At 45.4% G+C, this 25,464-nt stretch carries 17 protein-coding genes and 2 pseudogenes; 3 read left to right on the top strand and 16 right to left on the bottom strand.

The window, feature by feature from the left end:
* Positions 1-97: 97 nt before the first annotated feature.
* The 9 genes and pseudogenes from F6J99_RS05950 to F6J99_RS05910 all read right to left on the bottom strand — a co-directional run bounded on the left by F6J99_RS05950 (position 98) and on the right by F6J99_RS05910 (position 11,875).
* A complete protein-coding gene (locus tag F6J99_RS05950) occupies positions 98-2,131 on the bottom strand; it encodes an ATP-binding protein (protein ID WP_293112128.1) in 2,034 nt (677 codons plus the stop codon).
* A 285-nt stretch (positions 2,132-2,416) separates the two neighbouring features.
* The gene (locus F6J99_RS05945; protein ID WP_293112127.1) at positions 2,417-3,409 is read right to left on the bottom strand and encodes an Hpt domain-containing protein; all 993 of its coding nucleotides are present in this window, start codon (positions 3,407-3,409) and stop codon (positions 2,417-2,419) included.
* Positions 3,402-3,533 carry a hypothetical protein gene (locus F6J99_RS05940; protein WP_293112126.1) on the bottom strand — a complete coding sequence of 44 codons (132 nt, stop codon included), beginning with the start codon at positions 3,531-3,533 and terminating at the stop codon, positions 3,402-3,404. The genes F6J99_RS05945 and F6J99_RS05940 overlap by 8 nt, the downstream gene beginning before the upstream one ends.
* A 447-nt stretch (positions 3,534-3,980) precedes the next feature.
* Entirely contained in the window at positions 3,981-4,151 is a 171-nt protein-coding gene (locus F6J99_RS05935; RefSeq protein ID WP_293112125.1) for a hypothetical protein, read from the bottom strand.
* Between the two features lie 42 nt (positions 4,152-4,193).
* Positions 4,194-9,533, bottom strand: a complete 5,340-nt coding sequence (locus tag F6J99_RS05930; protein ID WP_293112124.1) for a GAF domain-containing protein — start codon at positions 9,531-9,533, stop codon at positions 4,194-4,196.
* The gene (locus tag F6J99_RS05925) at positions 9,475-9,699 is read right to left on the bottom strand and encodes a hypothetical protein (RefSeq protein ID WP_293112123.1); all 225 of its coding nucleotides are present in this window, start codon (positions 9,697-9,699) and stop codon (positions 9,475-9,477) included. The genes F6J99_RS05930 and F6J99_RS05925 overlap by 59 nt, the downstream gene beginning before the upstream one ends.
* Positions 9,700-9,905: 206 nt before the next feature.
* Positions 9,906-10,136: pseudogene (locus F6J99_RS05920) on the bottom strand (RNA-guided endonuclease TnpB family protein); the annotation flags it as partial.
* 534 nt (positions 10,137-10,670) lie between these two features.
* Positions 10,671-11,273: an urease accessory protein UreG gene (ureG, locus tag F6J99_RS05915; protein WP_070392530.1), complete on the bottom strand. Its 603-nt coding sequence runs from the start codon at positions 11,271-11,273 to the stop codon at positions 10,671-10,673.
* A 143-nt stretch (positions 11,274-11,416) separates the two neighbouring features.
* Positions 11,417-11,875, bottom strand: a complete 459-nt coding sequence (locus F6J99_RS05910; protein WP_293112121.1) for a chemotaxis protein CheW — start codon at positions 11,873-11,875, stop codon at positions 11,417-11,419.
* Between the two features lie 265 nt (positions 11,876-12,140).
* On the opposite strand from F6J99_RS05910, the gene F6J99_RS05905 reads away from it, so the two are divergent.
* Positions 12,141-12,272 (top strand): hypothetical protein, encoded by a 132-nt coding sequence (locus tag F6J99_RS05905; RefSeq protein ID WP_267876542.1) that lies wholly within the window; start codon positions 12,141-12,143, stop codon positions 12,270-12,272.
* A 51-nt stretch (positions 12,273-12,323) separates the two neighbouring features.
* Complete coding sequence (locus F6J99_RS05900) at positions 12,324-12,452, top strand: hypothetical protein (RefSeq protein ID WP_293112120.1); 129 nt, start codon at positions 12,324-12,326, stop codon at positions 12,450-12,452.
* 7 nt (positions 12,453-12,459) lie between these two features.
* Here F6J99_RS05900 and F6J99_RS05895 read toward each other — a convergent pair whose 3' ends face one another.
* On the bottom strand, positions 12,460-16,056 hold the full coding sequence (locus F6J99_RS05895) for a hybrid sensor histidine kinase/response regulator (protein WP_293112119.1): 3,597 nt from the start codon (positions 16,054-16,056) through the stop codon (positions 12,460-12,462).
* Positions 16,049-16,183, bottom strand: coding sequence for a hypothetical protein (locus F6J99_RS05890; RefSeq protein WP_293112118.1), 135 nt, complete (start codon positions 16,181-16,183; stop codon positions 16,049-16,051). The genes F6J99_RS05895 and F6J99_RS05890 overlap by 8 nt, the downstream gene beginning before the upstream one ends.
* 103 nt (positions 16,184-16,286) lie before the next feature.
* Here F6J99_RS05890 and F6J99_RS05885 point away from each other — a divergent pair, with 103 nt between their 5' ends.
* Positions 16,287-16,481, top strand: coding sequence for a hypothetical protein (locus F6J99_RS05885; RefSeq protein ID WP_293112117.1), 195 nt, complete (start codon positions 16,287-16,289; stop codon positions 16,479-16,481).
* Positions 16,482-16,494: 13 nt separating this feature from the next.
* On the opposite strand, the gene F6J99_RS05880 is transcribed toward F6J99_RS05885, so the two are convergent.
* From F6J99_RS05880 to F6J99_RS05860, 5 genes and pseudogenes are all read right to left on the bottom strand, one after another.
* Positions 16,495-21,879 (bottom strand): GAF domain-containing protein, encoded by a 5,385-nt coding sequence (locus F6J99_RS05880; protein WP_293112116.1) that lies wholly within the window; start codon positions 21,877-21,879, stop codon positions 16,495-16,497.
* A gap of 50 nt (positions 21,880-21,929) precedes the next feature.
* Positions 21,930-22,490, bottom strand: a complete 561-nt coding sequence (locus tag F6J99_RS05875) for a chemotaxis protein CheW (protein WP_293112115.1) — start codon at positions 22,488-22,490, stop codon at positions 21,930-21,932.
* 45 nt (positions 22,491-22,535) lie between these two features.
* Complete coding sequence (locus F6J99_RS05870) at positions 22,536-22,907, bottom strand: response regulator (protein ID WP_293112114.1); 372 nt, start codon at positions 22,905-22,907, stop codon at positions 22,536-22,538.
* Between the two features lie 211 nt (positions 22,908-23,118).
* Positions 23,119-24,360: a response regulator gene (locus F6J99_RS05865; protein WP_293112113.1), complete on the bottom strand. Its 1,242-nt coding sequence runs from the start codon at positions 24,358-24,360 to the stop codon at positions 23,119-23,121.
* 628 nt (positions 24,361-24,988) lie between these two features.
* A pseudogene (locus tag F6J99_RS05860) lies at positions 24,989-25,090 on the bottom strand (urease accessory protein UreF); the annotation flags it as partial.
* Between the last annotated feature and the right edge of the window lie 374 nt (positions 25,091-25,464).

Raw genomic sequence — 25,464 nt, 5'->3', positions numbered from 1 at the left:
TCGTCAGATTTTAATGACTAAATTTGGGGATTTTTCGGAAAATTTTGAGCTATTTCCCTATCCCCCTATCCCCCTATCCCCCTATCTCCTTTTCTCGTTAACTTATTAAACTTTGAAACAGCCCTGCATTCACATAGGGGGGTGGCACAATCATTGTGCCCAAAGGACGAATCACCAACTCCTGGTCTCCAAGCAGTTGGTCTACCTCCAGACCGACAAGCTGATCCTGGTAATGGATCAGAATGATTGGTCTAATCGTCGGTTTAGGAACAACAGGCTGATGGGGATGGGTGACCGAGAATGGAGAAGCCACAGAGGAATAATCTAGGACTTGCCCAAGTTGGTAGACTTTAACCATTTGCTGATCACTGCCCTTTCCCAAGTGAAGGATTTTACCATCTTCCCAACTTCGGAGTTGGTGTTCCTCAGGAATAATAATTTGGGAGACTTGATCAGTTATCAAACCATAAACTTCGCTCCCAGCCTGACACAGGAGTAACTTATCTATGGTTAAACTCAGGGGAATTTGTAGTCTAAATCTGGTGCCTTGCTCCGGAGAAGAATCAACTATTACCGAACCCCTGAGAGCTTTGACCTGGTTTAGGACAACATCAAGACCAACACCTCGTCCAGAGAGGTTATTCACCCCAGAGACCGTGGAAAAGCCTGGTTCAAACAACAAATTCCTCAGCTGAGCCTCACTGAGACTATTACTCTTTTCCAGGTCAATCAGTTCACGTTCTACTGCTAGTTGGCGAATCCGTTCAAAATTCAACCCTGGCCCGTCATCAAACACTTCAATCACCAAATGTCTGCCCCGATGGCAAGCACTGATTTCAATTAATCCTGTTTCTGGTTTGCCCTGTTGTTGCCTGACAGCAGGAGTCTCAATGCCGTGGTCAAAAGCATTACGCACAAGATGCAGCAGGGGGTCGTACAGCTTCTGGGCAACAACTTTATCCACTAAAACATCATGACCAGAGATTTTTAGCTCGACCAGCTTATGGTGGGAGGCGGACAACTGCTTGAGGACAGGGGGGAAACGGCTAAATACTTCCCCTAAAGGCAACATCCGGGCGTCCATCAAGACATCACGATGGTTGGTTAACAACCGACGTTGTTGTTCGAGAGTCTTACTGGATTGGGTGGTGAACAGCTCAATGTCTAGGGCAGCTTCTGTTAATTGTATAGCGTCTTCTACAACTGACTGAATCAGAAGCTCGGGTGTACTATAACGTTTTAGTTCCAGGTCATCGAAATAGTCGGTATGTTGTTCGCGTAGGGTGGCCAATAGGCCTTGGTTAGTAGGTTGAAAGTTGCTATGTTGAAAGTTGGCAGGTTGAGAGCCTAGCGTGGCCAATAGGCCTTGGTTATTAAGTTGTTCGGCTTTGGCGTTCGAGTAGGGTAGGTTGGCAGCAGAATTGGGGTTGGTAGCTTTGTTTTTGTTTAAAGCTTCAACGTTAAACTTGCTAACCTGCAAGGTTTTTTCTGCCCAAGGGTAGGAAGAAAAACTAAGATTGGGGTCGGTAGCAAAGTTTTTGTTTAAACCTTCAACGTTAAACTTGCTAAGCTGCAACCTTTTCCTAATCTGCTGTTGTTGCGTCAAAATAAACAGGCGGTCGTACCAATCTTGTACTTGCTCAAGCACTTGTTGATGTTGCTGGATACGATCAAGGAGTACTCGCACTGCCCCCAGCAATTGTTCATTTTCGAGCAACTGGCGGTTTTGGTTGGTTAGTAATTCCCCAATGGTGTAATTCAGGTATTCTAGATGCTCAATATTTATCCGCACAGTACCAGATAGATCCCTAGATGATAGCGTGCTTGGATGTTGGTTGGAGGGAGTTATGGTCCGATGGGAAGAGTTTAGAGGGGCATTTCTAGTGTTGCCTATGGGGGGGATGATCTCGTCTGTAATAACTGAGGGATCTTGTCCTTGTTCTTTATTTTCATTATCTCCATCAATCATCCCCATGTTGTGCAAAATAAAATTTTTTTCTGTGCCGACTTCTGGCTCAGGGGAAGCTATCTCTCTATCCCAGACATCTATATCTCGAAGGTCTGACCTCTGTAACTCTTTACTTTGATCAGAGGTTTGGTGATCTAGTGGGGTTGACCCTCCCCAGATCATCTCCACAAGGTGGGACTGTTTCCTTCTTTTAGATTCTGGATGAGTCACGGAAGAAGGAGAGGATTGGGGAGGGGGGGAAGAAGAGGAAGAAGAAGAAGAAGATAATGTTGTTTGGTTATCTTGTATTTCGTTTTTTTTCGTCTTGTTTTTATTATATTCCTTCTCTTCTTTAGGCTGTTTATGATAATAAATAATTTCTGCTTCTACAACAGGGGTAATAAATTCATAATTATGGGATAATTTACATTTACTGTTTCCCTCATAATTATTAACAAAATATTCTCCTTATTCTACTCTGAACTCAACTGGATTAAGGTCTTGTTTTGGGTCACTATTACTCAACTTGGGATTGGGGAATGACTCGATGAATAAATCCAGGGAAGACCAATTATCTATCACAATGTATTGTGTATCAGCTTCTTTTTGTTCTTTTCCGTTGCGGAAGACAGAAGATTGATTGTGAATTGTCAATTGTGAATTTTGACTTGAACACTTCAGGTCAGCTAGTTGTTGCAGAGCCATAGAAGGTTGACCGCCTTGAGTCCTATCCCCTTCTAGCACCGCTGCTTGTGCGGCTTGGAAATCACACAAAGCCGTCTTGGCAATGGTGAGCACCTGATCGGGATGGTTGTCTAGGGCTGCGATCGCATTTTTGGCAATAGCGGCAAATCCTGGTAAATCAATGGATTGCCCTAACCCCAAGAAAACCTCTGCTTGGTGGCGAACTGTGATGCTGATTTCAGTGGGATTATCACTATTTAGGGCAGCTTGGATTACGTCTAACCCTTGACTAACCCCCACTTCAAAAATGGACTGGGTGACGTCGAAGCCCAATTCTACTGAGGTGGGCAGATAGGATTCGAGATCAAAACAGTCCCCCAGCTTCTCTTGGAGTTGGGCAACAACAGCAGCAGTTCGATTCTTGACTTCGGTGTCATGGATTTGCCGGCCTGTGAGTTCAGCGGTTAGAGGTAGGCGGAGACACTCATAAGCTTGAAACAGTAAGGCTTCAATGTCTGGATCAATGGACAAGTCTGGGTTAAACAGAGCTTTGAAAACATCCTCCAAGGAGTGAGCGACAGTGGCAATTGTTTCCAAGCCAATGCTAGCTGCTGCACCTTTGAGGGTATGGGTAGTGCGCATCAAGTTGTTGACTTTATTGATGCTATAGTTTTCTGGCAAACTCAGCAAATCCTCTTCCAAAACTTGCAGCAGTTCCGGTGCTTCTTGGAGAAAGTAGCGATAGCTTTGCTCACGAATTTTCGGGTCATTAGTCATTAGAGCAGTTGTCAATTGGGTGAGGTATTTTATTCTTAGGGAGTAGGGAGTAGGGAGTAGGGAGTCGGGAATCGGGAATCGGGAGTAGGGAATCGGGAATCGGGAATCGGGAGTCGGAACCCACCCCTAACCCCTCCCAGGAGGCAGGGCTGTTTCATTCTCGCCAAAAATAGATGGGGAGATGGGGAGATGGGGAGATGGGGAGAAAAGGAGCGCGAATACTCAGGATTTTGGGCAAATTTATCGTTCCCTTACACCAAGGCCGTTAACAAATTGTTAGTGATTTTAGTTGATTGAAGGCGGCTAATTCGTCAGATTTTAATGACTAAATTTGGGTATTTTTCGGGAAATTTTAGTTGATTTCCCTATCCCCCTATCCCCCTATCCCCCTATCTCCAATAATCGTTAACTTACTAAAGTTTGAAACAGCCCTACTCCCAGGAGGGGAAAGGGAGTCGGGATAAAATCAAAAAATTGATCTCTACCTGATTATTATAAAAAATGATAGTCTTATTATTTTTTATACAAAGTTAATAAATTAGGTATTGTATTAAACAAAAACATGCCATTCTTAATTAAGAAGACCTTGAAAAGGTATATAGTCAATAAAATCAAAAAGAGATATACCAGTCCCTTTTTGCCTTTTGCCTTTTGCCTTTTGCCTTTTGCCTTTTGCCTTTTGCCTTTTGCCTTTTGCCTTTTGCCTTTTGCCTTTTGCCTTTTGCCTTTTGCCTTTTGCCATTGCTAAAACCCATTTAAAATGCATTTTAGCAATGGCTTTTGACTACTCAACCTTGAACTGGTCAGCACTGGCTTGAAGATTCTTTGCCATGGCTAGGAGTTCTTGGAAAGACTTAGAAATTTCCATGGCATCGGAAGACGTCTTGTTGGCAATTCCTGCAACTTCAGTCATGGTAGTGGTAACGGATTGGAACTCTTGGGTCTGTACCTGGGTGGCTTGGGTAATACCCTCTACCAGCTGGCTGATTTGGCTGGTGGCGTCAACAATGGCATTGAGGGTTAGACGGGTATCTTGTACCATTGCGGTTCCTTGGGCAACCTGTTGAATCCCTTTATCCATGGCTGTAGACACCTCAGCGGTACTTTTCTGGATCTCCTGTACCAACTGCTCGATTTCAGTGGTGGCTTCCGCTGACTGACGGGCTAGAGAACGCACTTCATCGGCAACAACGACAAAACCCCGTCCATAGTCACCAGCCCTGGTGGCTTCAATGGCTGCATTCAAGGCTAGCAATTGGGTCTGATTCGTAAAGTTGCTAATCAGGTTGACCACCCTCGAAACCTTCTGGGACGATTCGCTGAGACGCTTAAGCCGTTTGCTGGTTTCGGCCACTGTCTCCCGGATTTCCAGAATTCCATCTACAGTACGGTTCATTGCTGCATCTCCTGCTTGGAGAGTTTGGTTAGCGGTTTGGACTGCCACTTCCACCTGTTGAGCACTGTGACCGACAGCTTCTGTAGAATTAACCATGGTCTGGATGTGCTCTAAGGCTTGACCAAGAGCCATAAATTGCTGCTGGGCTTGGGCTGTGAGCAAAGCAATGTTTGATTCCCTGTCAACAGACGTTTGGGCAACTTTCCTGGAGGCTTGTTGCACTTGAGTCACGATCCGGCGCAGGCTTTGTAAAGTGTTGTTGTAGGCATCAGCAATGGTACCTACTTCATTGTTGGTGACCGGAGCTCGGACGGTGAGGTCTCCTTCTAGAGCTGGTCGCACGGCTGAGAGCAACTGCATTACCTCCCGCTGTACCGCTTCTTTGTCGGCTTTCTCCCGTTGTGCTGAATTAGTGAGCTGCTGAGACTGGTCTTGGATTTGTGCGAGATACTCAGCCTGTTGCAGGGCTGCACCTACTTGCACCCCAATTTGAGCCAGGGCGTTGAGTTCAAACTCTTGCCAGTCACGAGCACCAGTATTTTGGTAGGTACCCAGTAAACCCCATAAGGTTCCTTCAATAAAAATCGGTGCCAGCATATAAGCCTTAACCTCATATTCCTCTAAGGTTTCCAGATAATCGTCAGAATAACCAAAGGTGTAAATGTCATCAACTGCCACGCTTTTACGATTGCGATACTGACTTTCCTGGGTGTCTTGTAGATAAGTATCGGGCCAGAAGGCTTGCATATTGGCTCCCACCCATGGCAACCAACCGGTGGCAACTGCCTCAGCCACAAACTGACCAGTCCAATCTCGATTGAATTGATAGAGGGCGACGCGATCGCATTTGAGCAGCTGCCGGACTTGTTGGGTAGTGATATGATAGATGGTATTTGCATCCCGAGACTGGAATAGCTTACCGACGATTTTGGTTACCCCCTGAGCGATGTGAGCCGCTTTGGTGAGTTGGGTAGATTGGGCTCGCACCTGATCTAGGTAATGGGATCGCTGCAAGGCTAATCCCAAGGAATTACTAATCTGGAGCATGAGGGTGACATCGGTATCTTGCCACTGACGGGGTCCGGTATTTTGGTAAGCGGCTAGTAGCCCCCAGAGCTTTTCACCTTGAAAAATCGGCATAATCAGATATGCCTTGGTTTGGAATTTTTCCAGAGTGTTGATGTAGCAGGGAGCGAAACCCATGGTGTAGATGTCATCAACCTTCTTGAAGTGGTCACCTCGGGCGAAGTCTCCACCCTTGGTGTCTTGCAAGTAGGTATCAATATGATTACGAGAATTAACACTTAGGGCTGTAACAGTGCAGCGCTCAGAAGTGGTTAGATCCACCTTAAGGCGGTCGTCTCTTTCTTGTTCAGTGATCAAAGAAAGCCAGCCAGGGGCAATGGATTCAGCCACAAATTGACCACTCCAGTCGGAGTTAAAGCGATAGATCACTACCCGGTCAGCTCCCAACACTTGCTGTAACTCTTTGGTGATTCTATCGAAGATACTGTAAACATCTAGAGACCGGGACAAATTGTTGCTAAGGCTTGCTACTACTCGCTCCCGCACAGCAGCTTGGGCAAGCTGGTGGGATTTGGTCTCCACTTGATCCAGGTAGCTCAATTGCTGTAGGGCTACCCCAAAGTGCAGGGCAATCTGCTTGGCAAAATCAATCTCATACTCCTGCCATTGACGGGGCTTACTGCATTGGTGAATGCACAACAATCCCCACAACTGAAGTCCTTGAAGTAGGGGAACAACCAGATTAGCCCGGACTTGGAACTGAGCCAGCAGCTCAATATGGCAATCACTCAGTCCCCCATTGTAGACATCAGCAACCGCTTGCACTCGTCCTTGGGTGTAGTGAGGGGCATACTGTTCACCAAAGCAGTGGTCGTTAACTTTGATTCCTAGCATGGCATCGTAGCCTGATGCCACATCCTCAGATACCAATTCCCCATCATCAAAGCCAGAGTTAGGGTAAAACCGAAATACACCCACCCGGTCAACCTGAAGAAGCTTACGAATTTCGATAGCAGTTGTCTTGAAAATGGTATCGAGGTTTCGAGACTGACCGATCTTGTTGATGATTCTAACTACCCCTCGCTCGATCCGTGCGGTTTTAGCGACCTGGGTGGATTTGGCCTCTACTTGCGCTAGGTACTCTGTTTGTTGTAGGGCAACTTCAAAGTGTAGGGCAATCTGCTTGACAAAATCAATCTCATACTCCTGCCATTGACGGGGCTTACTGCATTGGTGAATGCACAACAATCCCCACAGTAATGGTCCTTTACGCAATGGCACCACCAGGTTAGCCCGGACTTGAAACTGAGCTAGTAGCTCAATGTAGCAATCACTGAGATCCCCATTGTAGATATCAGCAACTGTGTGTACTTGCCCTTCGACATAGTGGGCGGAATACTCTTCACTAAAGCAATGGTCGTGAATCTTCTTACCCAGGATGGCATCGTACTCATTGGCCACATCTTCAGAGACCAACTCTCCATCGTTATAGCCAGACTCAGGGTCAAAGCGAAACAGACCCACCCGGTCAGCCATCAGGAGCTTACGGATTTCTATGGTTGTGGTCTTGAAAATGGTATCCAGTTGCCGAGATTGCCGGATCTTGTTGATGACTCTGACTGCTGATTTTTCTAGGTCTGAAGCCTTTAACAGTTGGCTGGATTTTGCGCGCAGTTGATCAATATACTCCGTTTGCTGGAGGCCAACCCCAAATTGTCGGCCGATCTGAGCCAGTATACCCACCTCCATTTTCTGCCAGTGACGAGGGCCATTGTTCTGGTAAGCTGCCAGTAAACCCCACAGGGTTTCCCCTTGCAGAATCGGTACAATCACATAAGCTTTAGCCTGAAATTGCTCCAACAGGTCAATATGACACTGATCGTAATTAACGTTGTAAATGTCATCAACGGCTAAGGTTTCATTGTGGCGATACCGACCGCCTTCGGTGTTCTCCAAATAGGTATCGCGCCAGACTTTTTTAATACTCGGTCCAACTAAGGGTATCCAACCGTGTGCCACATCCTCAGCCACAAACTCACCACTCCAATCTCGATTGAAGCGATAGACAGCAACGCGATCGCACTTGAGCTGCTGCCGGATTTCTTTAGTAGCGGTCTGAAAAACACTGTTGATGTCGGAACTTTTAAGTATCTTATCAAGCAAGCGATTGGCTATGTGTTCCCCCTTAACCGCAATATCCAGTTGCTCCGATTTCTCCTGTAGCTGGGCTGCCATGTCCAATTGCTTGAGAACATTACTGAGACGGTCACTGACTAGTGACAGCAGCATGACCTCACTATCAAGCCAACGCCGAGGGCGAGAGTTCTGGTAAACGGCGAATAAGCCCCAGAGGTTTTCACCATCAAAGATTGGGGCTATAATATAAGCCTTGGTCTGGTATTTTTCTAAGGTTTCAATGTAGCATTCAGAAAAACCAGCGGCATAGATGTCGTCAACTCGCTGTACCTGATGACGTTTGAAATAGCCGCCCCCTTGTGTCTGCTTTAAATAGGTATCGGTAGTAGGGCTGGCCACGGATCCGATTTGCTTGACGGTACAGCGGCTAGAGGAGAATAGATCTGCTGAGGTCAGGTTAGGATTTTGCTTTTGGTCTTGGAGCAGCTTCACCCAACCCTCTGCAACTGACTCAGCCACAAATTCACCACTCCAGTCTCGATTGAAGCGATAAACCACTACCCGATCAGCCTTGAAAAACAAGCGCAGTTCTTCACAAATGTTGCCCAGGGCAATCTCCGGTACATTTGACGGTGGAATTGTGGCCAAAATTTGAGCCAAGACCTTTTCTTGCTTCAGCTGCTCTCGCCGTCGGGTACTGAATTCCACTGGCATCAGACTCAGCCGAAGTTCAGTCACAACTTGGTAGAGCAGACTAATGTCAGCTTCCTGCCATTCCCGAGAACCAGAACATTGCTGCACCACTAGTAAGCCCCACAATTGCCCATCGAGCAAAATCGGTAGACTTAAGCTGGCTTTGACCTGGAATCGTTCCAGCAGTTGGAGTTGAAAGGGACTCAGAGCCCGGTCATTAATATCATTAAGGGCTACAACTTCCTGTTGCTCATAGGCTGACCGATTCTCTGCCCCAAAAGCCATCACCGGCAGGCACTCCTCCTGGCTGGGAGTATAACCACCCACCATCGACTCAACTAGCACCGTACCTCGATTCTCGGACTGGAAGCGAAAAATCAAGGCTCGGTCTACCCGTAAACGTTGACTAACCTCAGTCACGGTGGTTCTCAACAGGGCATCACTAGTTTCTGCTTTGCGCATCTGGGTGGCCAGGTGGAATAACCACTGCCGCTCACCCTTGCAGTATTCCTCAATATCCACGGCTAGGTGGAGCTTCAACCCGGTAGGTGTCCCTTTGCCATTACCATTACTCGATGATTGATTGAGTTGGGACGAAGATGTGAGTATTTCCTTAGATTGATCAAGTGTTGACATAGTTATAGTTTCGCTTTTTTCAACATCTGATAATGGTAAAATTGCCGACCATGATGGCATTTCAGAGGCAATCGAGTCGGTAGTAACCCTGCCAATCGACTGTTCAATGGGCAGAGTTAGTGACGAGCTTGTCAACCAGTCATAATTGGTTTGATGGCATTGATTTGCTCGAAAAACCTCAAGACTCCCCTTCTTGATGTGTCTGCCATAGGGGAAACTCAGTAATAGCCTTGACATCCAAGACTGTACTGCCATCCCCAGGCAGGTACCCCAGCAGAAAAGGCAGTAGTGATTGAGGAAATAAGCCAGGAGTCGGTGGCTGGAGTTGCTCCAATTCATGTAACTCAATCTCATTGACTTGCGACACCACCAGACCCACAGACTGGTCATTGGCCTGAACCACGATTGCCACACGGAGGCGGTAGTAATATGCTTCCTCTTCTCCAGCGCAATGTGCATTTGTAAGCTAGAAAAGGATTGTAGGAGATCCTCCGTTTTCTGAGTCTATGAGTTAACGTACATATTCATTGTAACTTGTCAGAGCAGAGAAACAATAACTACGGTATCATGTTTATTTAATGGAATTGAGTACACTCCGGTAACTTCTAACCATGCCCTTTCAGCCGCAGCTTGTCGAGCTGTTGAGTTCAATTCGTTGGCAAAAGGGAAATTCTTGGCCAAGGTTTTGCAATATTTATTTAAGTCGTATTTGCTTAACCCTTTGTTATCCATCCACAAGCGAAGACAACTATTCCGCACAAATTTAGTAGTCCGAATAGCTTCGTCTATAGATTGATACTGTGCTTTTTTTCCGTATGCCTTAAACTCAAGTATGATCATCAGAACTCGACCTCTTCTGTTATGTTATTATGCTAACACACTTAGCAAAAAGTAACAAGTCTTTTATTCGTCTTTTTCACGGCGACTAAAGTCGCAGCGAGCCTACATCCCTGAGACGAAACCTGTTTATTAGGGCAGCCTTAATCATGGAGGCGCGCTTTCCATAGGCGAATTAAATTCGCCATGGGTCGCGCCTCAAAGTTTTAAACCTTTTATGCATAGCCGACCAACCATAAAGGCTGCCCTATTCTTGCGGTAACTTCTAACCCGGTTTAAAAACGCGGGGTTTTGGCTTGTGGGAATCTCCATAAGGTTGGCTCTACCAGCTTACCTAAATTTAGGTATAATTTAATACATTTTTTTCTCGTAGATTAAAATTGCTAAACTATAAGATAATAATTAATTATCTAGCATTTTTAAACCAAGGGATAAATGCTATAATACAAACAAATAAAACAGTATCATTACCACCCATTATCACATGATCACATTAGGTTTTATTCCAACACGTTTATTACCACCTTCTCAAGAGACTTAATATGCGCCCATATCAAGTTTTATCAAGTCAATAACGGTAGAGAGTCCCTCTTTAGTTTTCAAATTCGTAAACACAAAGGGTTTATCTCCTCGCATCTTTTTAGCATCCCGTTCCATCACCCCCAAATCTGCTCCCACCTGAGGTGCCAGATCAATTTTGTTAATCACCAGCAAGTCAGACTTGGTGATTCCTGGTCCTCCTTTACGAGGAATCTTATCCCCAGCAGCGACATCAATAACGTAGATCGTGAAATCTACTAGTTCTGGACTGAAGGTTGCTGCTAGGTTATCCCCTCCACTTTCTAGGAACACCAAGTCTAAATCAGTAAAGCGATTTTCCAACTGTTCAATGGCTGCCAAGTTCATGGAGGCATCTTCCCGAATGGCAGTATGGGGACAACCCCCTGTTTCCACACCCAGAATGCGATCGCTTTCTAGAGCCTGACTCCTAACTAAAAACTGGGCATCTTCCTGAGTATATATATCATTGGTGACCACAGCGATTTGATAAGAGTCTCGCAGGGCTTTACACAATGCATCTAATAGAGCAGTTTTACCTGAACCAACTGGACCAGCAATACCAACACGAAAAGTACTCATGTTAACTAACTTAGAGTTAATTTTAATAGTGTAGTTTATTTCTGGTCATTAGCCATAAAAAAATTGTTAATTGCTACAAATTAACAATTAACAAATGGTAATTGGTAAGTTTAGATTTTTATTATAGCGTTTTTTAGTGACGATTAAGGAGTCAAGGCACCGACTTGCTGTAAATCCAAAAGAAAAATTTTCTGAGTAGATGCTTCGTTTGGTATAACAGCTGCATGAGATATCATCTCGAGAACACTGGCCTGACGGTAAGACTTCGGGATAGGTCGCATCATGTCTTGGGGTAACTCCACCAAATTGGGCAGATCATCCACAAAAATTCCCCAAAGTTCGGAGTGCCTAGGACGAATAATCACTAAGAAGCTTTGGTTAGGGCTTCGGTGAGGTAAACTACCATCGCCCAACTGCTGATGTAAATCCCAAACTTTAATCGTATGCTTGCCTAGCTGAACTAATCCCATGGTTTTGATATCCCGGCTGATTTCAGTGGTAAAATTTACCACTTTCAGGACATCCCTAATCCCAAGACATAGGGAATAGTCAGCAATCTGAAAAACCATGAATTTTTCTAGGGTTGAATTATTGGATAACATCGCCTTTATTTAACCTTCTTATAGCTAGCTATTTTTTTTGATAATTTGTTAGGCTAAAAAAAATTACGTATTAATGATAAATTACTAATTAAAAATTACCAAATCATTCCAGGATATAGGGTTGACTATACTGTTGATAAGTAGTCGGACAAAACTAAAATTAACTCTTTAAATAGGGAGCAGGGAGCAGGGAGCAGAGGGACTTTTGGCAACTTTACACAAGTTAATATAGCGAGGTTTATTTTTGTCCAGGTACTTAATACTTATGCAGTATAGTCTTTATTCCCCCGACTCCCTACCTCACAGGGGTAGGTTTTTTACATTTGGGTCGGGAATCGGGAATCGGGAATCGGGAATCGGGAATCGGGAGTCGGAACCCACCCCTAACCCCTCCTAGGAGGGGAAGAGCGGTAAATGGGGAGAATTATCCCGGAAATAATTGTGTATTTTGATACATAGTTTTATCAATTTATACCTAATAAAAGTACTTACTCGCCCCTTTGTAAAAAACCTACCCTTGTCAGCTACTCCCGACTCCCTACTCCCGACTCCCTACTCCCTATTCCCTACTCCCTGATTAAGGGTTAAATGGGCTCAACAACATCGGTTACTGTTGTCAACAATTTGTGTTCCAAATAGGGCTTAGTGATATAAGCCTTTGCCCCCAACTGTGCAGCAATCAAGCGGTGTTTATCGTTACTGCGGGATGTGAGGATAACGACAGGAATATCTACCAAAGCAGGATCTTGCTGACAGTATTTGAGAAATTCAAACCCATTCATGCGAGGCATCTCAATATCACAGATTACCAACTGTATATCTGTCTGATGCTGTAGTTGTTCAATCCCTTCATAACCATCCTGGGCTTGAAACACGTGATAGCCATTCTTTTCTAAGGTCATGGCTAGAGTGTGGCGCAGGGTGATCGAGTCATCTACCAGGAGTACCTTTGATTTATGTCTGACCCAGAACGGTTCAAGGGTTGAAGGTGGAAGCTGCTTTTGCGAAAGGGTTTCTATCGGTTCGGTGGCTTGATCTGGGCTTAAACTTTTAACCTTCAATGTGCCAACCTGTAACCTTTTACTGGCATTGGTTTGCTGCTCAGACAGGTACTGGATCAATTCAGTCCCATCCAGCACCAATGTCAACCGACCATCGGCCAGAATACTGCCCCCATTCACATAGGGGGGTGGCACAATCATTGTCCCGAAAGGACGAATCACCAACTCCTGGTCTCCGAGCAGTTGGTCTACTTCCAGACCGACAAGCTGATCCTGGTAATGGATCAGAATGATTGGTCTAATCGTCTCTTTAGGAACAACAGGTTGATGCCGATGGGTTACCGAGAATGGAGAAAGCACAGAGGAATAATCTAGGACTTGCCCAAGTTGGTAGACTTTAACCAGTTGTTGATCACTCCCGGTACCCAAGTAGAGAACTTTACCATCTTCCCAACTTCGGAGCTGGTGTTCCTCAGGAATAATAATTTGGGAGACTTGATCAGTGATTAAACCATAAACTTCGCTCCCAGCCTGGCACAGAAGTAATTTATCTATGGTTAAACTCAAGGGAATTTGTAGTCTAAATCTGCTGCCTTGCTCCGGAGAAGAATCAACCTGGACGGAACCCCTGAGAGCTTTGACCTGGTTTAGGACAACATCAAGACCAACACCTCGTCCAGAGAGGTTATTCACTCCAGAGACAGTGGAAAAGCCTGGTTCAAACAACAAATTCCTCAGCTGAGCCTCACTGATAGTATTACTCTGTTCCAGGTCTATCAGTTCACGTTCTACTGCTAGTTGGCGAATCCGTTCAAAATTCAACCCTGGCCCGTCATCAAACACTTCAATCACCAAATGTCTGCCCCGATGGCAAGCACTGATTTCAATTAATCCCTTTTCTGGTTTGCCCTGTTGTTGTCGTAGAGCAGGAGTCTCAATGCCGTGGTCAAAAGCATTACGCACAAGATGCAGCATGGGGTCGTACAACTTCTGGGCAACAACTTTATCCACTAAAACATCATGACCAGAGATTTTTAGCTCTACCAGCTTATGGTGGGAAGCTGACAACTGCTTGAGAACAGGGGGAAAACGACTAAATATTTCCCCTAAAGGCAACATCCGAGCGTCCATCAAGACATCACGATGGTTGGTTAACAACCGACGTTGTTGTTCGAGAGTCTTACTCGATTGGGTGCTGAACAGCTCAATGTCTAGGGCAGCTTCTGTTAATTGAATAGCATCTTCTACAACTGACTGAATCAGAAGCTCGGGTGTACTATAACGTTTTAGTTCCAGGTCATCGAAATAGTCTGTATCAAGAAGGTTAGTGGCTTGTTCGCGTTCGCGCAGCGTCGGCTTTGCCGAAAGCGTGGCCTTTTGGCCTTGGTTAGTAGGTTGAAAGTTGGTATGTTGAAAGTTGGCAGGTTGAGAGCCTAGGGTGGCCAATAGGCCTTGGTTATTAAGTTGTTCGGTTTTGGCGTTCGAGTAGGGTAGGTTGGCAGCAGAATTGGGGTTGGTAGCTTTGTTTTTGTTTAAACCTTCAACATTAAACTTGCTAACCTGCAACCTTTTTTCTTGCCAAGAGTAGGAAGAAGACTTAAGATTTGGGTCGGTAGCTTTATTTTTGTTTAAACCTTCAACATTAAACTTGCTAACCTGCAACCTTTTCCTAATCTGCTGTTGTTGCCTCAAAATAAACAGGCGGTCGTACCAATCTTGCACTTGCTCCAGCACTTGCTGATGTTGGTCGATACGATTAAGGAGTACTCGCACTGCCGCCAGCAATTGTTCATTTTCGAGCAACTGGCGGTTTTGGTTGGTTAGTAATTCCCCAATGGTGTAATTCAGGTATTCTAGATGCTCAATATTTATCCGCACAGTACCAGATAGATCCCTAGATGATGGTGTGCTTGGATGTTGGTTGGAGGAAGTTATGGCGAGATGGGAAGAGTTTAGAGGGGCATTTCTGGCATTGCCTATGGGCGGGATGATCTCGTCTGTGATAACTGAGGGCTCTTGTCCTTTTTCTTTATTTTCATTATCTCCATCAATCATCCCCATGTTGTGGAAAACAACATTTTTTTCTGTGCCGACTTCTGGCTCAGGGGAGGCTATCTCTCCATCCAAGACATCTATTTCTGTTTGGTCCGACCTCTGCAACTTTTTACTTTGGTCAGAGCTTTGGTGATCTAGTGGGGTTGATTCTCCCCAGATCATTTCCACAAGTTGGGACTGTTTCCTTCTGTTAGATTCTGGATGAGTAACGGAAGAATTATTAACAACACCTTCTACTTCTTCTAGTCCGGGCTCAACTCGATTAAGGTCTTGTTCTTTTCCGTTGCCGAAGATAGAAGATTCATTTTGAATTGTCAATTGTGAATTTTGACTTGAACACCTAAGGTCAGCTAGTTGTTGCAGAACCATAGAAGGTTGACCGCCTTGAGTCCTATCCCCTTCTAGCACCGCTGCTTGTGCTGCCATGAAATCACACAAAGCGGTCTTAGCAATGGTGACCACCTGATTTGGATGGTTGTCTAGGGCTGCGATCGCATTTTTGGCAATAGCGGCAAACCCTGGTAGATTAAGAGATTGCCCTAACCCCAAGAAAATGTCTGCTTGGTGGCGAACTGTGATGCTGATTTCAGTGGGATTGTGACTATTTAGGGCAGCTTGGATTAGGTCTAACCCTTGGCTAACCCCCACTTCAAATATGGACTGGGTGACGTCGAAGCCCAATTCTAGTGAGGTGGGTAGATAGGATTCGTGACCAAAACAGTCCCCCAGCTTCTCTTGGAGTTGGGCAACAACAGCAGCAGTTCGATTCTTGATTTCAGTGTCATCGATTTGCCCCCCTGTGAGTTCAGCAGTCAGAGGTAGACGTAGACACTCATAAGCTTGAAACAGTAAGGCTTCAATGTCTGGATCAATAGACAAGTCGGGATTAAACAGAGCTTTAAAAACATCCTCCAAGGAGTGAGCTACCGTGGCAATTGTTTCCAAGCCAATGCTAGCTGCTGCGCCTTTGAGGGTATGGGTAGTCCGCATCAAGTTGTTGACTTTATTGATGCTATAGTTTTCTGACAAACTCAGCAAATCGTTTTCCAATACTTGCAGCAGTTCCGGTGCTTCCTGGAGAAAGTAGCGATAGCTTTGCTCACGAATTTTCGGGTCATTAGTCATTAGAGCAGTTGTCAATTGGGTGAGGTATTTTATTCTTAGGGAATCGGGAATCGGGAATCGGGAATCGGGAATCGGAACCCACCCCTAACCCCTCCCAGGAGGGGAAAGGGAATCGGGATAAAATCAAAAAAATTATCTCTACCTGATTAGACTAAAAAATGCTAGTATTATTAGTAATTTTTGTAAAAAAAAACAGTTATAATTTTTAATTAACCTGTTGTTAATTTACAATGGATCTAGTCTTAAATCAAATAAAAAAGATATATCCCAGTCCCATTTTGCCTTTTGCCTTTTGCTTTTTGCCTTTTGCTTTTTGCCTTTTGCCTTTTGCCTTTTGCCTTTTGCCTTTTGCCTTTTGCCTTTTGCCTTTTGCCTTTTGCCTTTTGCCTTTTGCCTTGCTAAAATTCATTTTAAATGGATTTTAGCAATGGCTTTTGACTACTCAACCTTGAACTGGTCAGCACTGGCTTGAAGATTCTTCGCCATGGCTAGGAGTTCTTGGAAAGACTTAGAAATTTCCATGGCATCGGAAGAAGTTTTGTTGGCAATTCCTGCAACTTCAGTCATGGTAGTGGTCACGGATTGGAACTCTTGGGTCTGTACCTGGGTGGCTTGGGTAATACCCTCTACCAGCTGGCTGATTTGGCTGGTGGCTTCAACAATAGCATTGAGAGTTAGACGGGTATCTTGTACCATAGCGGTTCCTTGAGCAACCTGTTGAATCCCTTTATCCATGGCTGTAGACACCTCAGCAGTACTCTTCTGGATCTCCTGCACCAACTGCTCAATCTCAGTGGTGGCTTCCGCTGACTGACGGGCTAGAGAACGCACCTCATCGGCAACAACTACAAAACCCCGTCCATACTCACCGGCCCTGGTGGCTTCAATAGCTGCATTCAAGGCTAGCAATTGGGTCTGATTAGTAAAGTTGCTAATCAGGTTGACCACCCTCGAAACCTTTTGGGAGGATTCGCTCAAGCGCTTAAGCCGTTTGCTGGTTTCGGCCACTGTCTCCCGGATTTCGAGAATTCCATCTACAGTACGGTTCATTGCTGCATCCCCTTCTTGGAGGGTTTGGTTAGCGGTTTGGACTGCCACTTCTACCTGTTGAGCACTCTGACCAACAGCGTCTGTAGAATTAACCATGGTCTGGATGTGCTCTAAGGCTTGACCAAGAGCCATAAATTGCTGCTGGGCTTGGGCTGTGAGCAAGGCAATGTTTGATTCCCTGTCAACAGACGTTTGGGCAACTTTCCTGGAGGCTTGCTGGACTTGAGTCACGATCCGGCGCAGGCTTTGCAAAGTGTTATTGTAGGCATCAGCAATGGTACCTACTTCATTATTGGTTACCGGAGCTCGGACAGTCAGGTCTCCTTCTAGAGCTGGCCGCACTGCTGAAAGCAACTGCATTACCTCCCGCTGTACCGCTTCTTTGTCGGCTTTCTCCCGTTGTGCGGCATTGGTCAGCTGCTGGGACTGGTTCTGGATTTGTGCCAGATACTCAGCCTGTTGCAGGGCTGCCCCCACTTGCACCCCAATCTGAGCCAGGGCGTTGAGTTCAAACTCTTGCCAGTTACGAGGACCAGTATTTTGGTAGGTACCCAGTAAACCCCATAAGCTTCCTTCAATAAAAATCGGTGCCAGCATATAAGCCTTAACCTCATATTGCTCTAAGGTTTCTAGGTAACCGTCAGAATAACCAAAGGTGTAAATGTCATCAACGGCCACGCTTTCACGATGGCGATACCGACCTCCCTGGGTGTCTTGTAGATAAGTATCGGGCCAGAAAGCTTCCATATCCGCTCCCACCCATGGTAACCAACCGGTGGCAACTGCCTCAGCCACAAACTGACCAGTCCAATCTCGATTGAATTGATAGACGGCGACGCGATCGCATTTGAGCAACTGCCGGACTTCTTGGGTTGTGATACCATAGATTTTCGTTACCTCCCGAGACTGGAATAGCTTACCGACTATTTTGGTTACCCCCTGAGCAATTTGAGCTGCTTTGGTGAGTTGGCTAGATTGGGCTCGTAACTGATCTAGGTAATGGGATCGCTGCAAGGCTAATCCCAGGGAATTACTAATCTGGAGCATCAGGGTGACATCGGTATCTTGCCACTGACGGCTTCCCGTATTTTGGTAAGCTGCCAGCAGCCCCCAGAGCTTTTCACCTTGGAAAATCGGCATAATCAGATATGCCCTGGCTTGGTACTGTTCCAGAGTGTTGATGTAGCAGGGAGAGAAACCCATGGCATAGATGTCATCAACCTTCTTGAACCGGTCACCTTGGGCGAAGTCCCCACCCTGGGTTTCTTGCAAGCAGGTATCAACATGATTACGAGAATTAACACTCAGGGCTGTAACACTGCAGCGCTCAGAAGCCGTTGTATCCACCTTAAGGCGGTCGTCTCTTTCTTGTTCAGTGATCAAAGAAAGCCAGCCAGGGGCAATGGATTCAGCCACAAACTCACCACTCCAGTCGGAGTTAAAGCGATAGATTACTACCCGGTCAGCTTCCAACACTTGCCGCAACTCTTTGGTAATACTCTGGAAGATACTATAAACATCTAGAGACTGGGACAAATGGTTGCTAAGGCTTGCTACTACTCGTTCCCGCACAGCAGCTTGGCCAAGCTGATGGGATTTGGCCTCCACTTGATCCAGGTAGCTCAATTGCTGTAGGGCTACCCCAAAGTGCAGAGCAAGCTGCTTGGCAAAATCAATCTCATACTCCTGCCATTGACGGGGCTTACTGCATTGGTGAATGCACAACAATCCCCACAATAATGGTCCTTGAAGTAGGGGCACAACCAGATTAGCTCGGACTTGGAACTGAGCCAGCAGCTCAATATGGCAATCGCTTAAACTCGCATTGTACACATCAGCAACAGCTTGCACACGTCCTTCGGTATAGTAAGGGGCATACTGTTCACCAAAGCAGTGGTCGTTAACTTTGATTCCTAGCATGGCATTGTAGCCTGATGCCACATCCTCAGATACCAATTCCCCATCATCAAAGCCAGAGTTAGGGTAAAACTTAAATACACCCACCCGGTCAACCTGAAGAAGCTTACGAATTTCGATAGCAGTTGTCTTGAAAATGGTATCGAGGTTTCGAGACTGACGGATCTTGTTGATGATTCCAACTACTGCTCGCTCCATCCGTGCGATTTTAGCTACCTGAGTAGATTTTGCCTCTACTTGGGCCAGGTACTCTGTTTGTTGTAGGGCAACTTCAAAGTGAAGGGAAATTTGCTTGGCAAAATCAATCTCATACTCCTGCCATTGACGGGGCTGACTGCATTGGTGAATGCATAAAAATCCCCACAGTTGAGACCCTTTACGCAATGGCACCACCAGGTTAGCCCGGACTTGAAACTGAGCTAGCAGCTCAATGTAGCAATCGCTGAGGTCCCCATTGTAGATATCAGCAACTGTGTGTACTCGCCCTTCAATATAGTGCTGGGAATACTGTTGACTAAAGCAATGGTCGTGAACCTTGCTACCGAGGATAGAATCGTACCCATTAACCACATCTTCAGACACCAACTCTCCATCGTTAAAACCGGAGTCAGGGTCAAACCGAAACAGACCCACCCGGTCAGCCATCAGAAGCTTACGGATTTCTATGGTTGTGGTCTTGAAAATGGTATCCAGTTTCCGAGATTGCCGGATCTTGTTGATGATTTTGACCGCTGATTTTTCTAGGTCTGCAGCCAATAGCAGTTGCTTGGATTGTGCTCGCAGTTGCTCAACATACTCCGTTTGCTGGAGGCCAACCCCAAATTGTCGGCCCATCTGAGCCAGTATACCCACCTCCATTTTCTGCCAGTGACGAGGGCCATTGTTCTGGTAAGCTGCGAGTAAACCCCACAGGGTTTCTCCTTGCAGAATCGGTACAATCACATAAGCTTTAGCCTGAAATTGCTCCAACAGGTCAATGTGACATTGATCGTGACCAACCAAGTAAATGTCATCAACGGCTAAGGTTTCATTGTGGCGATACCGACCGCCTTGGGTTTCCTCCAAATAGGTATCGCGCCAGACTTTTTTAATACTCGATCCAACTAATGGTATCCAACCATGTGCCACATCCTCAGCCACAAACTCACCACTCCAGTCTCGATTGAAGCGATACACAGCGACGCGATCGCACTTGAGCTGCTGCCGGATTTCTTGAGTAGCGGTCTGGAAAACACTGTTGATGTCAGAACTCTTAAGTATTTTATCAAGCAAGCGACTTGCTATTTTTTCTCCCTGAACAGCAATATCCAGTTGCTCCGATTTCTCCTGTAGCTGGGCTGTAATGTCCAATTGTTTGAGAATACTACTGAGACGGTCACTGAGTAATGACAGCAGCATCAGCTCACTATCAAGCCAGCGCCGAGGGCGAGAGTTCTGGTAAACGGCAAATAAGCCCCAGAGGTGTTCACCATCAAAGATTGGGGCTATAATATAAGCCTTGGTCTGATATTTTTCTAAGGTTTCAATGTAGCACTGAGAAAAACCAGCGGCATAAATGTCGTCAACTCGCTCTACCTGCTGACCTTTGAAATAGCTGCCTCCTTGTGTCTGCTTTAAATAGGTATCGGTAGTAGGGCTGGCCACGGATCCGATTTGCTTGACCGTACAGCGCTTAGAGGAGAATATATCGGCTGATGTCAGGTTAGGATTTTGCTTTTGGTCTTCGAGCAGCCTCACCCAAGCATCTGCAACTGACTCAGCCACAAATTCACCACTCCAGTCAGGATTGAACCGATAAACCACTACCCGATCAGCCTTCAAAAACAGGCGCAGTTCGTGGCAAATGTTACCCAGGGAAATACTGATATCAGAAGACGGTGCAATTGTGGCCAAGATTTGAGCCAAGACCTTTTCCTGTTTAACCTGCTCTCGCCGTCGGGTAAAAGATTCCACTGGCTGTAGACTTAGCCGAAGTTCAGTAACAACTTGGTAGAGCAGACTAATGTCAGCTTCCTGCCATTCCCGAGAACCAGAACATTGCTGCACCACTAGTAAGCCCCACAATTGCCCATCAAGCAAAATCGGTAGACTTAGGCTGGCTTTGACCTGGAATCGTTCTAGCAGTTGGAGTTGAAACGGACTCAAAGCCCGGTCATTAATATCATTAAGGGCTACAACTTCCTGTTGCTCGTAGGCTGAGCGATTATCAGCTCCAAAAGCAATCACCGGCAGGTACTCCCCGTGGCTGGGAGTATAGCCACCCACCATCGACTCAACTAGCACTGTACCCCGATTCTCGGACTGGAAGCGAAAAATCAAGGCTCGGTCTACCCGTAAACGCTGACTAACCTCAGTCACGGTGGTTCTCAACAGGACATCACTAGTTTCTGCTTTGCGCATCTGAGTTGCCAGGTGGAATAACCACTGCCGCTCACCCTTGCAGTGTTGCTCAATATCCACGGCTAGGTGGAACTTCAACCCGGTAGGTGTTCCCTTGCCATTGCCATTACTCGATGATTGATTGAGTTGGGACGAAGATGTGAGTATTTCCTCAGATTTATCAAATTGTGGCATAGTTATAGTTTCCTTTCTTGATGCAGTCGCTCCTGGGGAGGGGCTGCGTGGGTCACCTGCGTCCGCACCTTGAAAGCCCCGTGGAAACCCCCTTTGGCCGACTGCATCGCTTTTTTCAACATCTGATAATGGTAAAATTGCCGACCATGATGGCATCTCAGAGGCAATCGAGTCGGTAGTAACCCTCCCAATAGACTGTTCAATGGGCAGAGTTAGTGACGAGCTTGTCAACCAGTCATAATTGATTTGATGGGATTGATTTGGTTGATCAAAACTGATCATGATTGCCCTGATCAATTGGCAGATCTCCGAGGAGGCTAAGTCGAAAAACCTCAAGACTGCCCTCCCCAAGACTCCCCTCGTTGATGTGTCTGCCATAGGGGACATTGAGTAATAGCCATGACATCCAAGACTGCACCCCCATCCCCAGGCAGGTACCCCAGCAGAAAAGGCAGTACCGATTGAGGAAATAAGCCAGGAGTCGGTGGCTGGAGTTGCTCCAATTCATGTAACTCAATCTCATTGACTTGCGACACTACCAGACCCACAGACTGGTCATTGACCTCAACCACTATTGCCACAGGACATACCGAAACTTGCCCAAGCTTCGACAGAGGTGGATAGCCAACCAGCTGGTTTAGGTCTACCAACCAGAGCATTTCTGAACGCCAATTACCAATTCCCAAAATGCAACTAGGCATTTCCGGCACCAGCAGAACCTCCGGCACATTCACCCTGATAATTTCCGTAATCTGCTCTAGGGGCAACAGAATACTGTCCTCTTTCCCAAGAGGAAAACGCAGCAACCGCACTCGGGTTTCTGGGGTTAGTGGATCTAAGTTTAGTAGGTCAAGATTTGTTTGTGTTACCGCTGGGTCAAGGGAGTTCAACATTACCTAATACCTAATACCTAATACCTAATACCTAATACCTAATGCCTAATGCCTAATGCCTAACAATTGCTGGATTGTTTGTATTAGTTCTTGCTGGTCTATCGGTTTAGATAAATAGGCATCAGCTCCCAGCATCGAACCCCAGAGTTTGTCGGCATCAGTTCCTTTAGTTGAGCAAATCACCACTGGGATGGTTTGGGTGTTGGAATTAGTCTTGAGTTCCCGGCACAGTTCAAACCCGCTTTGTCCTGGCAAAATCACATCAACAATCACCACATCTGGTTTCTGGGACTGGAGTTTAATCTGGGCATCCTCACTACTTGTGACACTAACTACCTTGAGACCAGCTTCTCTGAGGTAACAACTTACCATCTCATTTTCTGTCAAGCTATCTTCAACCAAAAGGACTGTAGTCATAATTATTTTCTAAAATTATTGAGAATATTAGTTTTTTTTGTAAATATTATTTTTTGATTGATTTTTTTATTAAAAATAATATTTAGTAAATTGAATGAATAAGTATACAAAATTAATTGTGATAAGTTTTTATCGAAAGTTCCCTACTCCCTACTCCCTACTCCCTACTCCCTACTCCCTGTTCCCTTTGCTAAACTATTAAAGTAAGTATTCAACCGGACAGGATATTACGAGTAACTCCGAGATGCCTTTGTAGAATTGTCAATACCTTTGACCGAGTAATAGGCTTTGCTAAAAAGTCCGTAGAACCGACCATCTTTGCCCGCACTCGGTCTACAATTCCGTCATTACTGGTGACCATAATTACTGGCGTGTCTTGAAACACCGAAACCCGACGAATTTGTGCACAGACTTCATACCCGTTTAAAACTGGCATCACCAAATCCAAGAAGATCAGCTGTGGTTTGTGCTTTAGCAAGGTCGGCAAGGCTTTGATTGGGTCTTGAACATTGATAAATCGATAGCCAGCATTGGCAAGAATTTGACTCATGGTCAGCCGATCGATTTGGCTGTCTTCGATATAAACTACCAAGGGACTAGCTGGTAATGTCTGAATTGGTCCTCCTTTTCTTCCAGCAGTTTCTGGCATTGGGTTAGTGGCTTTAGTAAAGTGAGTATCACAGCGGAAGTCCCCAACCGAGATCAGACCCATCACCTGTAATCTGATATAGGGCATGATTGATTGGGTCAGAGGCAAAAGATTCTGTTTCAACCTCAGAGCTAAATCCCTCAAAGTGCGATCGCCATCCACTAAGGTAGTCAGGTTATGGTAGGCCAGTAATGAGGTCTGCTGTCGCAATTTGTCAGCATCCCAGATCACCGGAGCCAAAGAAGGGGAAATATTTACCAAACCAGCCTGTTGCCAAGGTTCCCAAGCCTGCGAAGCCTGTTGCCAAATCTGATCAGCTTCAATTATTACCAATGTTGAATCAGACGTTGAATCAGAGGTTGAATCAATAGTCTGTTGAGGAATCTGCCTGTAAGTTAGTTGCTCTGATGAACCACAGCGGAGTTGTTCCTGCCGTTGGATGATATCGAAGAGTATTTCCGTACAGTTGCCAGCAACAACAGACCTCATCTGTTTTAGCGGTACTTTCCCCTGTCTGACTAGTTCTGCTAGAGATGGGTAATCCCAATACACCGGCTGAGCCGACGACCCCTGACACACAGGAAATGCTGATAGTTCTGGGCAGTGTACAGACAACTGCCGACACCAACGACGAATGGGATGCATCTTACTAGCACCCCCAGTCAAACGACCCAAGTGGAAAAAAAGACTCCACCGCTGACCTTGGGGATCTTCAATCTCCAACCGACCAGTCAATTGCTCTTTTGCGCAAGCTTGAATCTGTTGTGCCAGTTTGTCGGTGGTCAATACTTTTTGAGTCGTCATTGGTGTCTCTATGGATATATAGCAATGCCACTAGTAATTAGTAACTATTAATTAACAATTAACAATGAATATTTAACAAGTAATAATCCTAGTTTTTTATCGCCTCGATTAGCACCGATGTTGTCAATATTTACTATTTTAATTAATACCTAATAGGTAATATTGTGAATTATAATATTGTGTATAGTTTTCAGAACTTACGCAGCCACACTATTTGTATAGTGTTTACAAAATATCGGGTTTTTCGCCCATTTTTCCGTAAATCCTGGTTTTGTATAAATGCACCAAACTGGTAATGTTAGCAGACAATTAAAGCTAGGGTTGTGGAGATGCACCATGATCGAGTTTCACTAACCATCAGCAAAACTCGGTTAGCCAAACTGAAGGTAAATTAGTAGCTGACCTTGATAAATCTTAGCTTAATTAAGGTTTTTTTTAAAACAAATTAATTAAACTTTACTTTATTTAGTTTGGCTTAATCATAACTATGATATAAGTCTTAAGATACGCTAATTGTCGTAGGATACTTTGCTAACATGCAAATATAGCATCTCTGGTTAATATTAGCAACAAAATCTAGCTAACTTTATTAAGTCTTTAAAAAAAGGATTATTTATTTTCAAAAGAATTAACTGCGAAATAATCGTGTGTACTGAGTTTCGTGAGCCATACTTGCCAGGGCTAATCCCCAGCCACAACTACTTAATTTTTCATCCGCCAAAGTTAAAACATCAACGGTGGTCCTGTACGAATCCAGCTAGCATCAAGCGCCATTGGTCACATCGAATACAAGCGTGGAGTTGGTTTTCAATCGACCAGTGTTGTGGGATCGCTTTGCCCAACTGCTGAGCATTGGAAGGTTCGGACTACTTTTGTCTGTATCGACTGACTGATAAAGCTTTTGGAGACTGTCTTCTCGGAAAATGACAGAACAGGGATATAGCAATGGGTATAATGGTGTTTGCCAATTTAAGGGATTGAACTCTCTACGCTTTGAAAAACGTAGATTCTAAGCGGATTTCACTTCGCGGGTTGAAACCACGCTCCGTGACGCTTGACGATATGATCTCGATAGAGAGTCCAGTCGGTATCGTTGTGGCAGGT

This window comes from Moorena sp. SIO4G3, assembly GCF_010692305.1.
Classification (GTDB): Bacteria; Cyanobacteriota; Cyanobacteriia; order Cyanobacteriales; family Coleofasciculaceae; genus Moorena; species Moorena producens_A.
This window is presented reverse-complemented; position numbering and strand designations above follow the sequence as displayed.